The following is a 19,604-nucleotide window of genomic DNA, read 5'->3' as shown; positions in this document are numbered from 1 at the left end:
GGCGCGCCATGTTTGAAATCCAGCCCATGGATCCACTCCTCTACCGCGAGCAGACCCGCCGCAGCACCCTGATCCTCTGTGCCATCCTGGCGGTACTGTGCATCTCGCTGGCTAGCCTGTCCGTTGTCCTGTTCGGTGAACCCGGCGGCAACAACTTCCGCTGGAACCTCGGTGGCGTGATTGCCGGCCTGCTGCTGACCATTGCCCTGGTGCGCCTGCATCTTTGGCAGCAGCCATGGATGACTGCGGCGGTGTATGGTTTTCGACTCAAACGCAACCTGATGAAGGTGACCAATATTCTGCACCAGGTGAAGGCAGGCATTGCTGCCGATGACCCGACAGCCATGCGCGTGCTGCGCTTCTATCATCTGGGCCTGACACAGATGCACCAGCTGGATGGCAACAGCAGCGCAGCCAGCGACCTGATCAAGGAAGTCGACCAGCACCGCGAACACATGCTGGCGCAAGGTATCGAACTTGAGCAGAACCGTCTGGACCCCAGCTGGCTAGCCGAGGTCAGCTCTCTATGGCGCGACAGTAAACTTCGATAGGACGGAACTCGGACGCTGACCGGCAAAGCTACTTGAACCAACAGGACGATCACCTGACCAAATCTCTGAAGCCCTTGTCCGGAGACTCCCCATGCCGCTCACTGCCCTGGCCCTCAACTGCACCCTGAAACCTTCTCCCTCAGCATCCTCCTGTGACCTGCTGTTGCAGCAGACACTGGCTGCGCTGCAGGGACACGGCGTGAAAGGCGAGCTGTTGCGCGTCGTCGATTACAACATCAAGCCGGGCGTCACCTCCGATGAAGGGGAAGGTGATGACTGGCCGATGATTCGTCAGAAAATGCTGGATGCCGATATTTTCATACTGGGCACACCAGTCTGGCTCGGCCACCCATCCAGCCTGTGCCAACGCGTGCTGGAGCGATTGGATGCACTGCTCAGTGAAACCGATGATCAGGGCCGCATGCTGTCTTACGCCAAGGTGGCCGGCGTGGCTGTGGTAGGTAATGAAGACGGTGCCCACCATATCGTGGCGCAGTTGTACCAAGGACTGAATGACGTCGGCTTCACCATTCCCGCCAATAGCTGCACCTACTGGGTAGGCGAAGCCATGGGTTCGACTGACTTCAAGGATCTGCTATCAACCCCTGACAAGGTCGCGCAGACCACCCGCGTGATGGCGCAGAATTGCGTGCATCTGGCCGGGCTACTGAAGAAACATCAGTATCCCGGCCAGTGAGCTGCTGCAGCTGATCAGTTGCCGGCGCGTCGCAATGCCTGCGGCGAGAAGTCCCGCGGTGACATCTCGTAATTGAAGTCGTACATCGGCTCGTTGTTGTCCAGACCGTCGACGAAGTAGTTGCCGGTCTGCAAGTAATAGAGGGTTTCCAGGGTGCTGTTGAACATCGGCAGCTCGTAATAGCTGATTGGGTGGCTTTCCTGCAGTCCGACCAGTTCGCCCTTGTCGTCACGCAGGTCCACCGCCAGGATCTGCCAGCTGTCCTCGTCCACATAGAAACGCCGCGTGTGATAGGGATGGGAATAGCCCGTCCGCAGCGTGGCCTCCACGACCCAGACCCGGTGCAGTTCATAGCGCAGCAGCTCCGGATTCAGGGTCTTGGGCAGCACGATGCGGTCGTAATTGATGCCCTGCTGGTGCACGGCATAGCTGTTGTAGGGCACCAGCATTTCCTGCTTGCCGACCAGCGCCCATTCATAACGATCCGGCGCACCATTGTAGGAGTCCACCACATCGGCGGTGGCCAGGCCACTGGTATCCGGCTGCACCGAATCGTAGGCCAGCGATGGCAGGCGCCGGACTCGACGGTCGCTCGGGCTGTAGCGCCAGGCACGGCGCGTCGTCAGCACCTGATCCAGCGGGTCCTGCACCACCAGCGAAGTACCGGACAGTTTGGCCGGCGCCGTCACCTGATAGCGGTAGTACAGCAGGGTGTTGTCCATTTCCTCACGGGTCATGCCCTCACGGTTGTAGACATAGAAAACATAGCGGTCACGCTTGATCAGGTTGCTGCGACCATTGATCACCACCGCCTGATTGTTGATGAAGTGGGTCTGCTCGCCCTTGTAGTGCAGGATGTGGTTCCAGATGACTTCCATACCGTCCTGCGGGATCGGGAAAGGTATCCCGGCCACCGCTCCGGCTATACCGTTGCCATTGGAGATCAGCTCGGCATTGACCGCATTTTCACGGGTGGCGTCGTAGATGCGCTGGGGTGCAGCGGCACTGCGGCGAGTCGGATAGACCTGCAGGTAATAATCAGGATTACGTTCCAGCAGATCGGCCAGACCTGCGGGCAACTGCTCCCGGTGCTGACCAAGATCGGAGCCGTCAACACGGTAGAGCATGGCATCGTTGGCAAAGGGATCGGGATGGTGCATTCCCGGCCGATACTGCGCTGGCGGCGTCACTCCACCGGTCCAGGCAGGAATGGTGCCCTGCGCGTTACCGGCCCGCTCAGCGCCTAATGGCGTTAAATCCGCACCCAGACGTGCTGCCTGAGCTGGATCCACCTTGGCCTGAGCCTGGCACGCGAAAACGGCCAGTAATACCACCCCGAACTTCCTGTACATGCACAACTCCCTGCGAACCAGTACGGCTACCCGCATGACAGCGCCAGCGAGTAGTCTGATTGAAATAAAACGCCAAAACTCCGGGATTGTAACGCGAAAGCCTCCGCTACGCTCTATTCCGCTACAAAATGACACAGTGCCCCGCCGCCGCGCTTGCAGCACAGCCTGCGAGTGCCGATGCTATGGGGCATGAACACATACATCGACACCCACACCCATCTGGATTTCAACGACTTCGATGCCGACCGTGATGCGGTACTGGCCGACAGTCAGCGCCTCGGCGTGCAGCGATTGCTGATCATGGGCGTGACCCAGAGCAACTGGGATACCCTCTGGGCGCTGGTCGAGGCTGATCCACGGCTGTACGCCGCCTTCGGTCTGCATCCGGTCTTTCTCGATGAACACCACCCGGAGGATCTGCAGCATCTGCGCGACCGCCTGGAGCGTCATGTCAGCCACCCGCGCTGCTGCGCCGTGGGCGAGTTCGGGCTGGATTATTTTCTTACCGAGCTGGACCACGAGCGTCAGCAAACCTTGTTCGACGCCCAGCTGCAGATCGCCGCTGACATCGACTTGCCGGCGCTGCTGCATGTGCGCCGCGCCCATGCGCCGGTAGTCGCAGCCCTGAAGCGTTACAAGTTGCGTCGCGCCGGCATCATTCATGCTTTTTCCGGCAGCTTCGAGGAGGCGCGCGAATATATCCGGCTGGGCTTCAAACTGGGCATGGGGGGCGCGGCCACCTGGCCGCAGGCCAAGCGCATGCATCGCGTCATCGCACAATTGCCCGCCGAGAGTCTGGTGCTGGAAACCGATTGCCCGGACATGGCACCCGCGTTTCGCCCCTATCAACGCAACAGTCCACAGAATCTGCCGCAGATCTGCGCCCATCTGGCCGAGCTGCGCGGCGAGTCGTTGGAACAACTGGCCCGCCAATGCCTGCATAACACCTGTGAATTGTTCGACTGGCCCTTAGCTGCGGTGTCTTGAATACACGGGTCTGGTAGAGTCGGATTATTCAATAGAAATAACCGCAAGGAGATCCGATGCCACTGGGCATAACGCTGCTACTGATCTGGCTGGTGCTACTGATGCGGTTTCCGCGCATCATGCTGCCAGCCAGCGGCATCATCATTGCCATCACGCTGGTACTGGCGGCAGGCGTCGGCATCTGGCAGTGGCAGCACGACAAGCAAGTGGACATGCTGGAGATCCGCGTGCGTCATTTGCCCGAACAGTGCGACTTCGGCAAGCCACTGCAGGTCAGCATTCATAACAGCAGCGCCCAGACCGCCACCCAGATCAGCTGGCAATTGCGCGCCGTGCAGCCCGGTTACAATACCAACCTGCTGGACATCAGCGTCACCGATAGCCTCTATCGCCTCGACCAGCCATTACACCCCGCGCAACAATGGCAGCAATGCTACAGCGTGCCACGCTTGCGCAGCGGCTTTCGCGCCGAGGACCTGGAATACTATGCCGACAAGGTCCGCGCCGATTTCACCAAATAACCAATAATCATAAAAAAGGACGACTCATGAGCAAACCCGTCGCATTGATTACCGGCTGTTCCAGCGGTATCGGTCAGGCGCTCGCGCACCTCTGCCTGGACGCAGGCTATGAGGTGTTCGCCGCTGCACGCAACCCCGCCACTCTCGCGCCATTGACCAGCCGCGGTGCGCAGGCAGTCACCCTGGATGTAAACGATGCCGCACAGATCGCCGCCTGCAGCGAACGCTTGCGCAGTGAAGCCGGACGGCTGGATCTGCTGGTCAACAATGCCGGTTACGGCGCCATGGGCCCGGTGCTGGATGCCGATCGTGAGACCCTGCTCAAGCAGTTCGATACCAATGTGTTCGCGCCCCTGCAGCTGGTGCGCGCCAATGCTGATCTGTTGCGCGACAGCCGCGGGTTGATCGTTAATATCGGCAGCGTATCAGGTGTCACCACGACGCCCTTCTCCGGCGTCTATTGCGCCTCGAAAGCCGCGTTGCACTCACTCTCCGATGCCTTGCGCATGGAGCTGGCGCCCTTTGGCATCAGCGTGCTGACCGTACAACCGGGGGCCATCGCCTCGGATTTCGGCAGCAACGCCACCGCCGCGATAACCATGACAGAAGACTCCTGGTTCAAGCCGTGGGAAAAGGCCGTGCAGGCTCGGGCCAACGCCTCGCAGAAATCTTCATCCACCTCCGCACGTGATTTTGCGGTGGAGCTGATGGGCTACATCAACAACCCGTTACGTCCGGAAACCGCCCTGATCGGATCAGGCAGTCGCAGTATGGTACGACTGAAACGCTGGCTGCCGGCGTCGGTACTCGAGGCGCGGCTGCGCAAGCGATTCGGGCTGAATAAGGCCTGAGACGCAAACATCGAAACATATTAAAACTGGCGACGGTTGTCCATGTTTGGCACTATCGCTCGACTTTCATTCTGGAGAGACCTGCCCATGCGCTGGCTGATACCCTTTTTTGCTGTATTTCTGATGGTCGGCCTGGCCGTTCCCGATGCCGAAGCACGTCGCATGGGAGGCGGCAAGAGCTTTGGTTCCGCGCCCATGCACAAGAGCCAGCCGGCCCAACGCCAGCAGACACAGCAGGCCACCCCGCGCAATCAGCAACAGAATCCCGCAGCCACATCCGGTGCCAGCCGCTGGCTCGGCCCGCTGGCCGGTATCGCTGCTGGCGGTCTGCTGGCCTCGATGCTGTTCGGTGATGGCTTCCAGGGCCTGCAGTTCTTTGACATTCTGATCTTCGGGCTCATTGCCTTTGTGCTGTTCAGGCTATTTTCCCGGCGCAATGCGGCCGCCATGCAGCGCCAACCACACCCAGCCGGCGGCCCGGTCGACCACCCACAAGGTCCGCAGAGCTGGTCACCGCAAGGCGCTGCCACCGCGCAACCGGTAGCTCAGCCGATCACCATGCAGGCACCGGCGTGGTTCGATGAGACCAGCTTCCTCAAGGGCGCCGAAGAACATTTCTTCACCCTGCAGCGCCATTGGCGTGACGGCGACACCGCCGGTATGGCGGAATATCTGGATCCGGCCCTGCTGCAACAGATGATAGCCACCCGTGCCGAAGCTCCGCCAAGCAGTAACGGTTTTATCGAACAGCTGGAAGTGCGCCTGGAAGGGATAGAGCAACGCGAAGGCCGCACCATTGCGACAGTCGGCTTCACCGGCCTGGATCGTGAGTTCCCGCAGGATGAAGGCGAACGTTTCGACGAAAGCTGGCGCCTGGAGCGTGCCGACGGCGAGAACCAACCGTGGACCATCTGCGGCATCCGTCAGAACTGATCAGCCGCCGCGGCTAACGCCGCAGCAATAAAAAACCCTCGGCTTTCTCAAACCGAGGGTTTTTTATGCCGACAAGCAAGCTGTCCGTTCGATATCGATCAACGCCGTACCGGCCGTTTCTGCAGCTTGCGCTGCAAGGTCCGGCGATGCATGCCCAACGCGCGCGCCGTCGCCGAAATATTCCCCTCATGCTCCGCCAGTACCCGCTGGATATGCTCCCATTGCAAGCGATCCACCGACATAGGATGTTCCGGCACCAGACTTTCCGGATCGGCCTGATCCGACAGCAGCGCCGTCAGCACATCATCGGCGTCCGCCGGTTTGCACAGATAGTTGCAGGCACCCCGCTTGATCGCTTCCACAGCCGTGGTAATGCTTGAGTAGCCGGTGAGAATGACCACCCGCAGATCGGGATACAGCTCCAGCAGGCGGGGCAGCAGCACCAACCCCGAGTCGCCTTCCATCTTCAGATCCAGCACCGCGTAGTCGGGTTTTCTCTGCCGCGCGATGGCCATTGCCTCTTCCGCATCGCCCGCAGTGTCTACCCGCAACCCTCGGCGCGTCAGCGCCCGGGCCATTACTCGAGTAAAGGTCGGATCATCATCCACCAGCAACAGCAGCGGCTGTTCTTCCTGATTGAATTCTTCTGTCATGCATGTTCCTCAATTGCCATGGGAGTCCCGAGAACCTGACGACAATAAGGGCTCAGAGATCCCCTACCGGCAAGATTACCTCGGTCAGGGTACCCCCGCCATCCTGATTGAACAGTTTCACACTGCCGCCAATACGCTCGACCGCGGCCTGACTGAGAAACAACCCCAAGCCAAAACCCTTCTTGCCCTTGGTAGTGACAAAGGCGGTGCCCAGCTGCTCGGCGATATGCAAAGGCACGCCCGGCCCACGATCGCGGATACACAGACGTAACCGCTGCGCATTCCACCCCAGTTCGATAGTGATATTGTCAGGGCAGGCGTCGGCGGCATTATTCAACAGATTGAGAATGGACTGGCCCAGCTCGGGGCTATCCTGCACCATCGGCACCGCGCCCCCTGGCATTGGTTTCAATTGCCAGGACGCCTCTGGACGCATCAATTGCCAGCGCTCCAGCAGCCCTTTGAGCCAGACATCGGCAGGCTGATGGCTATGCGGCTGACTGCGATTGAACTCGGCGCTGCGCACCATCTGTTGCAGGCTTTCCTTGCACTGGCGGACCTGCTCCTGGAGCAGCGCGAGATCTTCCTGAATCTGGGGGTCGGTATAATCTGCACGCAGATCCTTGAGCAGCACGCTCATGGTCGACAGCGGGGTGGAAAGCTCATGAGCTGCGCCCGCAGCGACACTGGCAATACCCAGCAGCTGGGCGTCGCGCATGCTCTGCTCGCGGCGCTCGGCGAGGCGGTCGGCATGCTTGCGCAAGGCTTCGGCCATATGCACGACGAACAGGGTAATCAATCCGGCACTCATGGCGAAGTTCAGCCACATGCCGATGACCCGGATATCAATCTGGCTGTCACGCACCGGCATCTCGAACAGCGGCAACGGGTGATACCAGAACAGCAGCAGGCTGTAGGCAACCATCGCCACGCTGGCCAGACATGCTGTATATACCCAGGACAGGGTTGCCGCCGCGATGGTCAGCGGCACCAGGAAATAGGAAGCAAAGGGGTTAGCCGGACCACCTGCGTAATACAGCAGCACGCTGTGCACCAGAATATCGAACAGCAGCTGAGCACCGTATTCCACGTCCGTCACCGGCCAATCGCGCAGCAGTCGCAACAACGAAAGCAGGCTGATGCCCGCCGAGACGCTCAGTGTCAGCAGCAGTGGCGTCCACTCCAGAGAAAACCAGCCACTGAACCACGCCCCCAGTACCGAGGCGGCCTGCGCCGTCAGGACCAACAGGCGAATGAAGATCAGCCGCCAGAGATTCTGCCGCGAAGGAGAGAGCGCGAAGGCATTCGGGTTCATCAATAGTCGCTGCGACAAAAGTTCACTCCAGTATAGAATCGACCATGGTCGGCCTTGATGTGGCATAGGGTCGCATAAAACCCTGATCCAGCGCATCGGGAACCGCTATGCTGGCTGCTTGTCTCAAAAGTTCAGGGCAATGTGCCCAAGGAGAATTTCATGCGTTCATTTCTTGTATTACCACTGGTCATGGGCCTGGCCTTTGCCGGGCAATCCCTGGCCGAGCCACTGAACTACAATCAGGTGTCACTTCGCGCTGAGGTGCAGCAGTCGGTGAACAACGACACGCTCACCGTGGTGCTGTTTACCGAAGAGCAGGACACCGACCCCGCCAAACTGGCCAATCGCATTACCGCCACCCTGAACACGGGACTGGAAACCGCGCGGCAGAACAAGAGCATCAAGGTCTCCAGCGGCAGTCGCTCCAGCCAGCCGGTATATGACGAGAAACGTCAGAATATCGTTGCCTGGCGTGAGCGCGGCGAAATTCGTCTGGAAGGCACCGACTTCGCGCAGGTTTCGACCGTCACCGGTGATCTGCTCGGTGAACTCAACCTGGACAGCATGTCCTTCAGTCTGTCACCGAGCAACCGCACCGCTACTGAAGACAGCCTCATCAAGGAAGCCATCGCGGCGTTCAAGCGGCGCGCCGATATCGCCACTCAGGGGCTGGGCGGCAACGGCTACAAGATTGTCCAGCTGAACCTCAATACACAGTTCATGTCACCGCGTCCGTACATGCGCGCCAACAGCATGTCCATGGCCGCAGATGCGAAGATGGCCACACCCGCCGTTGAAGGCGGCGAGGCGGACGTCACAGTCAATGCCGATGGCGTGATCGAAGTGCAGATGCCCTGAGCAGACTGCTTCAGCGATCATCGTCGAAGGGTTCCTGCAGATAACGATCGGTATCGAAGGTTTCCACCCACTCCGGGTGGAACACCACCAACGCCGCCACCCCCATGCCATTGATGAAGCCCTCGGGAAACATCACCATGATCATGTAGCCGATCAGCTCGACCACCGAGCCCAGCGGCGCCAGGTGCCCCGACCACGCCAGTAATCCCATTCCCATCAGCATGGTGCATACCGCCGCCAGCGCCGCCGCAAAAAAGCCACTGATGAAAATGTACAAAAACAGATTGCTCGGCTTGAAACGTTCCAGCATCCGGCTCATCAGGACCGTCACCAGCACCGGAATAAGAATGCGCAACAGCCCGTTCACCCCCAGCGCACCAATCTCGTCAAACCCCAGCAGCACCAGCGCAAACTGCGCCAGCGCCCCAGCAGCCAGTGCCAGCGGCCAGTCCAGCACCAGCGTCACCACTGTCAGCCCGAGAAAGTGAAACGTCAGTCCGCTATCGAACTCCTTGCGCAGGAGCCACAGCACGAACAGTGCGAAGATGCTGCCGAAGAACAGATGCTGACGGCGACTGTCTGCCACCAGTTCAATCCAGGAAACCCGTGCCAAGGCCCACAATAGCGCTCCGCCATATAAAAGCAGGCTGAATACAATCTGGGTTCCGGTTAGCAGGTTGACTGACAGCACGGGATTCTCCTGGGATCTGTAGACGGCAATCATACCAGCCTGCAAAGCTCACAGAGAGCGCATGGAATGCCTTGAGGTGCAATCTTCCGTTTTGAGGCATAGAATGCTCAGATTGTTCGTCAGACTCATGCGCAACACAGAATTGCGTCCATATAAGAATGAAAGGTGACTCATGGCCAGCCGTCTCTACCCTGAAGATCAGAAACGGGTCGAAGAATATCTGAACTCTCCCCTGCATAAGGTTGAACGCAAGCCTTTCAAGGTCTGGTGGTTGCTCACAGCCATCGTGGGTGCGGTTTTCGGGCTTGGCCTGCTGGCGCGATTTCTTGCGGCGCTCGTTCTTGCGTGACTCTGACAGACGCTTGATTCCTGTTATCTGAGAGTCCATGCAATGTCACAATCCAACGATTCACCCCTTCCCCATATCGTCGTTGTTGGCGGTGGAGCGGGCGGCCTTGAGCTGGTCACCCGTCTCGGGCGCACCTTGGGCAAACGCAGGCGCGCCCGCATCACCCTGATCGATAGCAACATGACCCACATCTGGAAGCCGCTGCTGCATGAGGTCGCGGCCGGCTCTCTCAATGCCACTGAAGAAGAGCTGAACTACGTTGCCCAGGCGAAGTGGAATCATTTCAACTTCCAGCTCGGCCGTCTCACCAGACTGGACCGCGAGCACCGTCAGCTGCACCTGGCACCCATTCAGGATGAAGATGGCGTCGACCTGATTCCCGCACGGCAGCTGAGTTACGACTACCTGGTCATCGCGGTTGGCAGCAATACCAATGACTTCAATACGGCCGGCGCCGCGCAGCACTGCATCTTTCTTGACACCCGCGCCCAGGCCGAGCGTTTCCACACCCGGCTGATCAATCAGTATCTCAAGGCTCAGGTCCGCGGTGAGATGGTCAACAGCGAAGCCATTAATGTCGCCATCATCGGCGCCGGCGCCACGGGCGTAGAGCTGGCCGCAGAACTGCACCACGCGGCGCTGATGCTGCGCTCCTACGGCCTCGACCGGGTTCGCCCGGAAGACCTGAACATCAATCTGGTGGAAGCCGGGCCCCGCATCCTGCCCGCCCTGCCCGACCGCATCTCGGCAACGGCGGCAACCACACTGAATAAACTCGGTGTGCATATTCATACCGGCTCACCGGTCAAGGAAGTCCAGGCTGATGGCCTGCTACTGGCAGACGGTCAATTCATTCCAGCCTCGCTGAAAGTCTGGGCTGCCGGCATCCGGGCACCGGCCTTCCTCACCGAGACGGGACTGGAGACCAACCGCATCAACCAACTGGTGGTCGACAAGACCCTACGCACCCAGGATGAGCGCATCTTCGCTTTCGGTGATTGCGCAGCCTGCCCGATGGACGAACCCGGCAAGTTCGTTCCGCCACGCGCTCAGGCCGCACATCAGCAAGCGACCCTGTTGAGCAAGAACCTGATCAACCTGCTGGACGACAAGCCACTGAAGCAATACCGCTATCGCGATCACGGCTCTCTGATATCGCTTTCCAGCTTCAGTGCCGTCGGCAACCTTATGGGCAATCTCACCGGCAGCGTCATGCTGGAAGGCTGGCTGGCACGCATGTTCTACCTCTCCCTTTACCGCATGCACCAGATGGCGCTGTACGGCCTCCCACGAACAATCATGCTGATGTTGAGCGACCGTATCGGCCGCAGTACAGAGCCGCGCCTGAAACTGCATTGAAAACAGCCCGATAGATGCAACAAAGCGAACCGCTTGTTGCATCTATCGCCCCTTCTGCGGTGTTTTTTCAATTAAAGCCAAACTTTGCACAAGAAGCTCAAATTCGGGCTTGACAGCCAAGCTGTGGCCGGTAAAATGGCGCGCCTCAGCAGGGGATATGTAGCAACAACGCACAGCAACCTGCAGAGAGTTTTCAAGGTAATTCCGCGATAGCTCAGTTGGTAGAGCAAATGACTGTTAATCATTGGGTCCCAGGTTCGAGTCCTGGTCGCGGAGCCACCTTGTAAAGATCGGGGTATAGCGCAGTCTGGTAGCGCGCCTGCTTTGGGAGCAGGATGTCGGGAGTTCGAATCCCCCTACCCCGACCATTTTTTTGGTTTTTGAGCATTGGGTCGTTAGCTCAGTTGGTAGAGCAGTTGGCTTTTAACCAATTGGTCGTAGGTTCGAATCCTACACGACCCACCACTCAAAAATATCTTCTGCTGTTATCTCGCACTTTCTCTCGTTTCAACCTCCTTATTCTTTTCGATCCCCCCACAGAACATCTGTTGCTGTGCATTCTGCCGTCCGTCAATTACTCAAGACACCCAGGGAACCCTCAGGCGCCCGGCTCTCGGCTGTGCGGCAAACGAAAAAGCAAAGCAGACAAAAACACCCCACACAAACAACAAACCCGCCATACGGCGGGTTTGTTGTTACCAGACTGGCTCTGCTTACAACTGCGGACCAGCGCTGGCGATGGCGTCGGTCACATCGAACTTCTTGAAGTTCTCAACGAACAGGCCCGCCAGATCGCGCGCAGCGGCATCGTAGGCTGCCGGATCGCTCCAGGTGTTGCGCGGGTTGAGCAACGCCGCCTCGACGCCTGCAACGGCCTTGGGCACATCCAGGTTGATGACCGGAACGTGCTCGGTTTCCGCACCTGCCAGCGCACCGGACTGAATCGCGGCAATAATCGCGCGAGTGGTCGGGATGCTGAAGCGAGTACCGACACCGTAGCCACCACCAGTCCAGCCCGTGTTGACCAGATACACCTTGCTGCCGAACGCATTGATGCGCTTGATCAGCAACTCAGCGTATTCACCGGCCGGACGCGGGAAGAAAGGCGCCCCGAAGCAGGTGGAGAAGGTCGACTTGATGCCGCCGCCCGAGCCCATTTCAGTTGAGCCGACCAGCGCGGTGTAACCGGACAGGAAGTGATAAGCCGCCTGCTCGTTATTGAGGATGGACACTGGCGGCAATACACCGGTCAGATCACAGGTCAGGAAGATGATAGCGTTCGGCTCGCCGGCATAGTTGGCTTCGACGCGCTTCTCAACATGCTCCAAAGGATAGGCCGCACGGGTATTCTGAGTCAGCGACACATCGGTGTAATCAGCTTTACGGGTGTCTTCATCAATGATGACGTTTTCCAGCACCGAGCCGAACTTGATGGCGTTCCAGATGACCGGCTCATTCTTCTGCGACAGGTCGATGCACTTGGCGTAGCAGCCACCTTCGATATTGAACACGATGCCCTCACCCCAGCCGTGCTCGTCATCACCGATCAGGTTGCGCGCCGGATCGGCGGACAAGGTGGTCTTGCCGGTACCGGACAGACCGAAAAACAGCGTGGTATCACCCTCGTCACCGACGTTGGCGGCACAGTGCATAGGCAGTACATCGGCAGCCGGCAGCAGGAAGTTCTGCACCGAGAACATGGCCTTCTTCATTTCACCGGCGTACCGCATGCCGGCCAGCAGCACCTTGCGCTGGGCGAAGTTGATGATGACGCAGCCATCGCTGTTGGTGCCGTCACGCTCAGGCTCGCAGACGAAATGCGGCGCATTGAGGATCTGCCACTGGTCATTTCCGGCCGGATTGTACTGTTGCGGATTGATGAACAGGGTACGACCGAACAGGTTGTGCCAGGCTGTTTCGGTTTCCATGATTACCGGCAGGTAGTGATCAGGACTGGCACCGACGTGAACATGGGAGACATAGCTCGGCCCTTCGGCCAGATAGTCTTCAACGCGAGTCCACAGGGCATCGAACTTGTCCGCCGGGAATGGGCGGTTGATCGGCCCCCAGGCAATGGCAGAGCTGGTAGTAGGCTCGTCAACGATGTAGCGATCCATCGGTGAGCGACCGGTACGCTCACCGGTCTTCACCACCAGGGCGCCGTTATCGGCCAGTTGACCCTCGTTGCGCTGGATCGCCAACTCGATCAGCTGGGCAATACTCAGGTCGTTAAATACTGTGTTGGTAGCTTGCGTCATCAAACTTCGTCCTCTTCGGCTTGACCGAAATCTCCACAAGACCGATGGATTCGGCCTCAGCACGTAGGGTTACAGCTTAAGAAAAGCGCCAGATCACCGCGCAGGCGCGACATTATGCCAAAGAATGAAGCCAGGCGCTAAGGAAGCGCCCCGACATCAATGAAGATTCTGCGCGTGATCCCGAGCCTGGTCGAACAGCTCGCTCAGCGCGGCGCGGTCGAAGGTGTACTTCGAATTGCAGAACTCGCAATCAACCTCGATCTCACCATTGCGTTCGTCCAGCAGCACAAAGGCATCTTCGCGCCCCAGACTGACCAGCGCATTGCCGGATCGTTCCGCCGAGCAGCTGCAGCGAAAGATAACGGAACGCTCATCAAAGAGTCTCACCTCTTCGTCGTGATACAACCGATGCAGAATCGTCTGGTTATCCAGCGCCATCAGCTCTTCAACGCTCAGGGTATCGGCCAGAATGCTCAGGCGATTCCAGGTCTCTTCGCGCTCCGCCGGGTCGGTCTGACGATCAGCCGGTAGAGCCTGCAACATGAAGCCACGCGCAGTACGGCCGTCAGCCAGCAAGCGAAAGCGACTGGGTAGCTGCTCGGAGCTGGCGAAATAGCCGGCCAGCGACTCGGCCAATGACTCTCCCTCCAGCGCCACCACGCCCTGGTAACGCTGTCCCTTGTTCGGATCGATGGTAATGGCCAGCACCCCATCGGGCATCAGATCACGCAGTCCGTCGCCGCTCAGATCGTCACTGTAACGGGCAATGGCGCGCACTTCCTGTTGGCTGGAACATTCGACCATCAACATGGATAGCGGACCGGATGAACGCGCCTGCATGACCAGCAGACCATCGAACTTGATCGCCGAGGACAGCAGCACCGCAGCCGCCAGCATTTCACCCAGCAAGGCCTTAACCGGCTCGGGGTATTCGTGCTTGGCAAGAATTTCACGATAACTCTGATTCAGCGACACCAGCTCGCCGCGCACGTCGGCGTGCTCGAATAGAAAGCGCTGGGTGATATCCTGGGACGGCATGGCTTCAACCTTTGAAAAACCTCGATTATACCCCTCACCCATCGGAAAGCGTATTGCGCTCGTCGCGAAAGCGGTGGATCTGCCGCCGCTGCTTCTTGGTAGGACGATGTTCGCTGATCAGCAACCCCGGCCCAGCTGCTTTACGCTGGGCCGCTGCCTCTTCACGCAAACGCAGACTCTCGGCGGTTTCCTCGTACAGCAGCTGAGCGTCGGGAGCCCCACGACGCACCATGGAAATGGCCTTGATTACCACAGTACGAGTGTCATGCCCCTGGCGAATCTGCAGCTCATCATCGACTTTCGGCTCTTTGCCCGGCTTGCAACGCTCACCACGGCAATGCACCTTGCCACCTTCAATCGCCGCCTTGGCCAACGCTCGAGTCTTGAAGAAACGCGCCGCCCACAGCCATTTATCCAACCGCGCCTTGCCATCATCGCTCATCGGGTCTGTACTCCTGAGGGCTCTGTATTGTTGGGAGTGTAACAAGCACGGGGACCCCTGAAAAATGCCGCGCCCGAAGGCCAGGCAAGGGTCTTGTTGAAATCACGATCTTGGCCCATGATGCGCGCCATTGCGGACAGTGGGTGGCAAGGGGATCAGCATGAAGACATTTGACCATCTCAGTGTGATCGGCCTGCGGGAGTGGATCGGCCTGCCGGCGCTTGGTATAGACAAAGTCAGAGCCAAGGTCGACAGCGGTGCGAAAACCTCCGCGCTGCACGCCAGCGATATTGAAACATTCGAACGTGACGGCGAAACCTGGGTGCGGTTCAATGCCCATACCGGTACGCCGCAGAAACCCCATGACAAGCAGTGCGAGGCCCGGCTGATCAGTTTCAAACGGGTGAAAAGCTCCAACGGCCACCTGCAGGAACGTCACGTCATCCGCACTCCGCTGGTGCTGGGTGACCGGTGCTGGTGGGTGGACTTCACTCTCACCTGCCGCAAGTCCATGCGCTATCGGGTGCTGCTCGGCTGCACGGCCATGCTGGACGGCCAACTTGTCATCAACCCTGGGCTACGCTTTGTGCAGGGCGAACCCCAACCCCACCTCAACCCAGAAGGCTGAAGAAGACACCATGAAAATTGCGGTACTGTCGCGCAACCCCAATCTCTACTCTACCCGCCGCCTGGTCGAAGCCGGCCGCGAGCGCGGCCATGAGGTACGGGTGATCGACACCCTGCGCGCCTATATGAACATCGCCAGCCACAAGCCGAGCATTCATTACAAGGGCTCCGAGCTGGAGCCCTTCGATGCGATTATTCCGCGCATCGGGGCATCCATCACCTTTTATGGCGCGGCGGTATTGCGTCAGTTCGAAATGATGGGCGTGTTTCCGCTCAACGAATCGGTTGCCATCAGCCGCTCCAGGGACAAATTGCGCTCTCTGCAGTTGTTGTCGCGTCGGGGCGTGGGTTTGCCGGTGACCGGGTTCGCCCATTCACCGGATGACATCCCCGACCTGATCAGCATGGTCGGTGGCGCGCCATTGGTGATCAAGTTGCTGGAAGGCACCCAGGGCATCGGCGTGGTGATGTGCGAGACGGAGCAGGCCGCCGAGTCGGTGTTGGAAGCCTTCATGGGACTGAAGGCCAACATCATGGTGCAGGAATACATTCGCGAAGCCGGCGGTGCAGATATCCGCTGCCTGGTGGTCGGTGACAAGGTGATTGCCGCCATGAAGCGCCAGGCCAAGCCCGGCGAATTCCGCTCCAACCTGCATCGCGGCGGCAGCGCCAGCCTGATCAAGATCACTCCGGAAGAGCGCATGACGGCTGTGCGCGCCGCCAAGGTGATGGGATTGAACGTGGCCGGGGTAGATATTCTGCGCTCGAATCACGGCCCGGTGGTGATGGAAGTGAACTCTTCGCCCGGCCTCGAAGGCATCGAGTCAACCACCGGCAAGGACGTTGCCGGGCTGATCATCTCGTACATCGAAAAGAATGCACGACCGAATCAGACTCGGACCAAAGGCAAGGGTTGAGGCGGGAGCAACAAGCGGCAAAACAAAGCGGCTTCCTGTTTTGGGTGGCCATTCACGGCGCCAGGGTATGAACATGGGGCCGCTGAAGGTTTAAAAGCCATCAACAACATAGATCTATACGGAACATGCTGGCCGGCAGAGCTGGGCCGACCGTCGTGTCGCCAGGGATGGCGACCGCGAGCTTACAAGGACGTACTTGCAGCGTGTCGGCCCAGCTCTGCCGGCCAGCCTGCTCCCTACTCGCACCAACAGGCACAAAAAATCTCGTAAGTGAACAACATTCCGAACAACTTATCGTTTACGGTTGATACAAGCTACCGAAGTCCTCGACCGCGTCAAACTCCTCAGTATCGCGCAACGCACCTTTGCTATCCGGCTGGCGTACGGCGAGAAGCTGGGCAATACCAAACTCCCGGGCGGCGCGCAGGATGTTCAGGCCATCATCGATGAACAGCGTGCGCTCGGGATCGAACTCCACTTCCGCACGCAGGGCGTACCAGAACGCCTGTTCTTCCTTGGGATAACCAAAATCGTGGGAGCTGATCAGTCGTTGAAAGTAGGTACGCAACTCGACGCGTTCCATTTTCAGCGACAGCGAATCACGGTGCGCGTTGGTGATCAGCACCACCTGACGACCACTGCCCTGCAAGGCACGCAGAAAAGTGTCCGCATCCGCTCGCAGACTGATCAGATGAGCTATCTCACGTTTCAGCTGAACAATCGGCAGGTCCAGCTCACGGGTCCAGAAATCCAGACAATACCAGTCCAGCTTGCCCTGGATACGCTCCATCAACGGATGAATCTCCGCCTTGGCCCAAGCCAATGACTGCCCATGATGCTCGGCATAGCACTGCGGCAGGTATTCGACCCAGAAGTGATTGTCAAAATGCAGGTCGAGCAAAGTGCCGTCCATATCCAGCAGGACGGTGTCGATGGTATTCCAGTTGAGCATGACCAGTTGGGTTTTGATGGAGTGAGCGGCTATGATAACAAACCAGTTGATGAGAACGGAGCCGACATGCCACAAAAGCCTGACATTCTAGATGCCCGCATTGTGGCCAAAAGCCGGTTATTCACCGTAGAGCAGACGCAACTGCGCTTCAGCAACGGCACCGAGCGCACCTATGAACGACTGGTCGGCTCGGGCACAGGCTACGGCGCGGTGATGGTAGTCGCACTCAAGGACGCACGCACTGCCGTGCTGATCGAGGAGTATTGCGGTGGCATTCATGACTACCAGTTATCACTGCCCAAAGGCCTGGTCGAGCCTGGTGAGGATGTACTGGATGCCGCCAACCGTGAGCTGATGGAAGAAGCCGGCCTCGGTGCAGAGCGCCTCGAACTCCTGACCAAGTTGTCACTGTCACCCAGCTATATGAGCCAGAGCATCTCTGTAGTGCTGGCCCGCGATCTGTATGAAAAGCGCCTGCCCGGTGACGAACCCGAGCCGATCCGCGTGGACAGCATCGACTTGTATGAGTTGAGTGAACTCAACGCCCGCACCAATTTTTCCGAAGGCCGCGCACTTGCCGCGCTGTACCTGGTGCGTGATCTGCTGGAACAACGCGGCGAGTTGCAGCGATGAGCCTGCCCATTGCCGTCGAGCGACTCTGTCGGTTGACCCGTGAGGCCGGGCTAGCCGCCCTGCCCTGGTGGCAGCAGAATCCGGAAGTGATCACCAAAGCCGATGACTCACCGGTTACCGCTGCCGACCTGGCAGCCAACCAGGTGATCCTGGATGGTCTGCGCGCCTTGACTCCGGAAATCCCGGTACTGTCCGAAGAAGCCGCCGATGTGCCCTTGAGCGAACGTCTGCACTGGGATCGCTTCTGGCTGGTGGATCCGCTGGACGGAACCAAGGAGTTCATCGCCGGCACCGAAGAGTTCACCGTCAACATCGCCTTGATCGAACAGGGCCAGGTACGCTTCGGCTTCGTCGGCGTGCCGGCCCGCGACACGCTCTACTGGGGCGGAGCCGGTCGCGGCAGCTGTCGGCAGCTGGGCGATGAGACGGCCCAACCGATCCATTGCCGTCTGCCTGCGGCGCCGTTGCGGGTAGTCGCCAGCCGCCGCCACAGCAGCCCTGAACAGGAAGCCTTGCTCAACCGTCTGCAGCAGGTACATGGTACCGAGCTGGTCGGCGTCGGCAGCTCACTGAAATTCTGCACGCTGGCCGCAGGCGAAGCGGATCTGTATCCACGCTTTGCTCCCACCAGTCAGTGGGATACCGCCGCCGCGCAGGCAGTGCTCGAAGGCGCGGGCGGGCGCGTACTCGATCTCGATGGCCAACGCTTCGCCTATCCGCACCGGGAAGACTGGCTGAACCCCTATTTCATTGCTACCGGCCAGCCCGACGAGACACTGCTGCGTCTGCTGCTCGGCTAATCCCCCTCAAGATCCATTGCTTCAGGAGTCCGTCATGTTCTTCCATTCACCTCCCGAGCACAAAATGCGTATGCCAACCCAGGCCGAAGCGTTGCCCGGCCGAAACGAGCCGCTACCCACCAGCAGCACTCATGCGGTACTGCAGACACCGATCAAACCGCCCTTTCCTGATCACCTGCAACAGATCATTCTGGGTATGGGCTGCTTCTGGGGTGCCGAACGGCTGTTCTGGCAAATCGAAGGCGTCTACACCACCGCAGTCGGCTATTGCGCCGGGCTGACACCCAACCCGACCTATGAGGAAGTCTGTTCCGGGCTGACCGGACACAATGAGGTGGTGCTGGTGGTCTTCGATCCCGAGATTGTGTCGCTGGAAGAGCTGTTACGGACATTCTGGGAAAGCCATGACCCAACCCAGGGCATGCGTCAGGGCAATGATCGGGGCACCCAGTACCGCTCCGGCATCTACGTCAGCGATATGGCCCAGCAGGCACAGGCCGAAGTCACCCGCGCCCGTTACGCCGATGCTCTGCAGGATGCAGGCAAAGGCAGTGTTACCACCGAGGTCCTCCCGGCTGGGGAGTTTTATTATGCAGAGGCCCCGCATCAGCAATATCTGCACAAGAACCCGGGTGGTTATTGCGGCATCGCCGGGACCGGAATTTGCATGCAGTAATAGTTTTTTACTTGCAGAATCAGTGAATTACTAATAAAACATTCGCACCGCGAAATACCACTCAGCCTCGACCATCAGGACCTCGGGTCGTGACTGTTTAGCCGGAGCTGTTTTCAGGTTCGTCCGCGCGATCAATCCTCCACA

Annotated in this window: 22 protein-coding genes and 3 tRNA genes; 17 read left to right on the top strand and 8 right to left on the bottom strand. The window is 59.1% G+C overall.

Going from position 1 to position 19,604, the window contains the following annotated elements:
• The first annotated feature begins 8 nt into the window (after positions 1-8).
• Entirely contained in the window at positions 9-551 is a 543-nt protein-coding gene (locus INT39_RS09280; RefSeq protein WP_193073618.1) for a DUF3087 domain-containing protein, read from the top strand.
• 91 nt (positions 552-642) lie between these two features.
• Positions 643-1,248, top strand: coding sequence for a flavodoxin family protein (locus INT39_RS09275; RefSeq protein WP_193073617.1), 606 nt, complete (start codon positions 643-645; stop codon positions 1,246-1,248).
• A 14-nt stretch (positions 1,249-1,262) separates the two neighbouring features.
• Here INT39_RS09275 and INT39_RS09270 read toward each other — a convergent pair whose 3' ends face one another.
• Positions 1,263-2,600 (bottom strand): DUF1329 domain-containing protein, encoded by a 1,338-nt coding sequence (locus tag INT39_RS09270; protein ID WP_193073616.1) that lies wholly within the window; start codon positions 2,598-2,600, stop codon positions 1,263-1,265.
• 189 nt (positions 2,601-2,789) lie between these two features.
• Between INT39_RS09270 and INT39_RS09265 the strand changes: the two genes are divergently transcribed.
• The 4 genes from INT39_RS09265 (at position 2,790) to INT39_RS09250 (ending at position 5,892) form a co-directional block, all read left to right on the top strand.
• Positions 2,790-3,587, top strand: coding sequence for a TatD family hydrolase (locus INT39_RS09265; protein ID WP_193073615.1), 798 nt, complete (start codon positions 2,790-2,792; stop codon positions 3,585-3,587).
• Between the two features lie 56 nt (positions 3,588-3,643).
• Positions 3,644-4,108 (top strand): hypothetical protein, encoded by a 465-nt coding sequence (locus tag INT39_RS09260; RefSeq protein ID WP_193073614.1) that lies wholly within the window; start codon positions 3,644-3,646, stop codon positions 4,106-4,108.
• 26 nt (positions 4,109-4,134) lie between these two features.
• A complete protein-coding gene (locus INT39_RS09255; protein WP_193073613.1) occupies positions 4,135-4,959 on the top strand; it encodes an SDR family oxidoreductase in 825 nt (274 codons plus the stop codon).
• Between the two features lie 87 nt (positions 4,960-5,046).
• Positions 5,047-5,892: a Tim44 domain-containing protein gene (locus INT39_RS09250; protein ID WP_226944649.1), complete on the top strand. Its 846-nt coding sequence runs from the start codon at positions 5,047-5,049 to the stop codon at positions 5,890-5,892.
• A 98-nt stretch (positions 5,893-5,990) separates the two neighbouring features.
• Here the strand turns inward: INT39_RS09250 and INT39_RS09245 are convergent, their stop codons facing one another.
• Together INT39_RS09245 and INT39_RS09240 are read right to left on the bottom strand one after the other, a co-directional pair.
• Positions 5,991-6,545: a response regulator transcription factor gene (locus INT39_RS09245; protein ID WP_193073612.1), complete on the bottom strand. Its 555-nt coding sequence runs from the start codon at positions 6,543-6,545 to the stop codon at positions 5,991-5,993.
• Positions 6,546-6,597: 52 nt separating this feature from the next.
• Positions 6,598-7,860 (bottom strand): ATP-binding protein, encoded by a 1,263-nt coding sequence (locus tag INT39_RS09240; RefSeq protein WP_193073791.1) that lies wholly within the window; start codon positions 7,858-7,860, stop codon positions 6,598-6,600.
• A gap of 159 nt (positions 7,861-8,019) precedes the next feature.
• Here INT39_RS09240 and INT39_RS09235 point away from each other — a divergent pair, with 159 nt between their 5' ends.
• Complete coding sequence (locus INT39_RS09235) at positions 8,020-8,718, top strand: SIMPL domain-containing protein (RefSeq protein WP_193073611.1); 699 nt, start codon at positions 8,020-8,022, stop codon at positions 8,716-8,718.
• Between the two features lie 10 nt (positions 8,719-8,728).
• On the opposite strand, the gene INT39_RS09230 is transcribed toward INT39_RS09235, so the two are convergent.
• Positions 8,729-9,409, bottom strand: a complete 681-nt coding sequence (locus tag INT39_RS09230) for an energy-coupling factor ABC transporter permease (RefSeq protein WP_319021339.1) — start codon at positions 9,407-9,409, stop codon at positions 8,729-8,731.
• Positions 9,410-9,581: 172 nt separating this feature from the next.
• Between INT39_RS09230 and INT39_RS09225 the strand changes: the two genes are divergently transcribed.
• From INT39_RS09225 to INT39_RS09205, 5 genes are all read left to right on the top strand, one after another.
• Positions 9,582-9,758, top strand: coding sequence for a DUF3094 family protein (locus INT39_RS09225; protein WP_193073609.1), 177 nt, complete (start codon positions 9,582-9,584; stop codon positions 9,756-9,758).
• 42 nt (positions 9,759-9,800) lie between these two features.
• Complete coding sequence (locus INT39_RS09220; protein WP_193073608.1) at positions 9,801-11,117, top strand: NAD(P)/FAD-dependent oxidoreductase; 1,317 nt, start codon at positions 9,801-9,803, stop codon at positions 11,115-11,117.
• Between the two features lie 203 nt (positions 11,118-11,320).
• Positions 11,321-11,396, top strand: a tRNA-Asn gene (locus INT39_RS09215).
• A 12-nt stretch (positions 11,397-11,408) separates the two neighbouring features.
• Positions 11,409-11,485: transfer RNA gene (locus INT39_RS09210), tRNA-Pro, on the top strand.
• 21 nt (positions 11,486-11,506) lie between these two features.
• A tRNA-Lys gene (locus tag INT39_RS09205) sits at positions 11,507-11,582 on the top strand.
• A gap of 248 nt (positions 11,583-11,830) precedes the next feature.
• Here the strand turns inward: INT39_RS09205 and INT39_RS09200 are convergent.
• The 3 genes from INT39_RS09200 to INT39_RS09190 form a co-directional block, all read right to left on the bottom strand.
• On the bottom strand, positions 11,831-13,375 hold the full coding sequence (locus INT39_RS09200; RefSeq protein WP_193073607.1) for a phosphoenolpyruvate carboxykinase: 1,545 nt from the start codon (positions 13,373-13,375) through the stop codon (positions 11,831-11,833).
• Positions 13,376-13,531: 156 nt separating this feature from the next.
• Complete coding sequence (gene hslO / locus INT39_RS09195) at positions 13,532-14,413, bottom strand: Hsp33 family molecular chaperone HslO (RefSeq protein WP_193073606.1); 882 nt, start codon at positions 14,411-14,413, stop codon at positions 13,532-13,534.
• Positions 14,414-14,447: 34 nt separating this feature from the next.
• Positions 14,448-14,855, bottom strand: a complete 408-nt coding sequence (locus tag INT39_RS09190; RefSeq protein ID WP_193073605.1) for an RNA-binding S4 domain-containing protein — start codon at positions 14,853-14,855, stop codon at positions 14,448-14,450.
• Positions 14,856-15,015: 160 nt separating this feature from the next.
• Here INT39_RS09190 and INT39_RS09185 point away from each other — a divergent pair, with 160 nt between their 5' ends.
• Positions 15,016-15,483, top strand: a complete 468-nt coding sequence (locus INT39_RS09185; protein WP_193073604.1) for an ATP-dependent zinc protease — start codon at positions 15,016-15,018, stop codon at positions 15,481-15,483.
• A 10-nt stretch (positions 15,484-15,493) separates the two neighbouring features.
• A complete protein-coding gene (gene rimK / locus INT39_RS09180; RefSeq protein WP_193073603.1) occupies positions 15,494-16,399 on the top strand; it encodes a 30S ribosomal protein S6--L-glutamate ligase in 906 nt (301 codons plus the stop codon).
• Positions 16,400-16,697: 298 nt separating this feature from the next.
• Here rimK and yrfG read toward each other — a convergent pair whose 3' ends face one another.
• Positions 16,698-17,351 carry a GMP/IMP nucleotidase gene (yrfG, locus tag INT39_RS09175; protein WP_413468912.1) on the bottom strand — a complete coding sequence of 218 codons (654 nt, stop codon included), beginning with the start codon at positions 17,349-17,351 and terminating at the stop codon, positions 16,698-16,700.
• 66 nt (positions 17,352-17,417) lie between these two features.
• Here yrfG and nudE point away from each other — a divergent pair, with 66 nt between their 5' ends.
• From nudE to msrA, 3 genes are read left to right on the top strand one after another with little or no spacing between them, the layout of a single operon-like run.
• The gene (gene nudE, locus INT39_RS09170) at positions 17,418-17,984 is read left to right on the top strand and encodes an ADP compounds hydrolase NudE (protein WP_193073602.1); all 567 of its coding nucleotides are present in this window, start codon (positions 17,418-17,420) and stop codon (positions 17,982-17,984) included.
• Complete coding sequence (gene cysQ, locus INT39_RS09165) at positions 17,981-18,784, top strand: 3'(2'),5'-bisphosphate nucleotidase CysQ (RefSeq protein WP_193073601.1); 804 nt, start codon at positions 17,981-17,983, stop codon at positions 18,782-18,784. The genes nudE and cysQ overlap by 4 nt, the downstream gene beginning before the upstream one ends.
• 34 nt (positions 18,785-18,818) lie before the next feature.
• The gene (gene msrA, locus INT39_RS09160) at positions 18,819-19,460 is read left to right on the top strand and encodes a peptide-methionine (S)-S-oxide reductase MsrA (protein ID WP_193073600.1); all 642 of its coding nucleotides are present in this window, start codon (positions 18,819-18,821) and stop codon (positions 19,458-19,460) included.
• The last annotated feature ends 144 nt before the right edge of the window (positions 19,461-19,604 follow it).

It is taken from the genome of Pseudomonas sp. FME51, from assembly GCF_014897305.1.
This window is presented reverse-complemented; position numbering and strand designations above follow the sequence as displayed.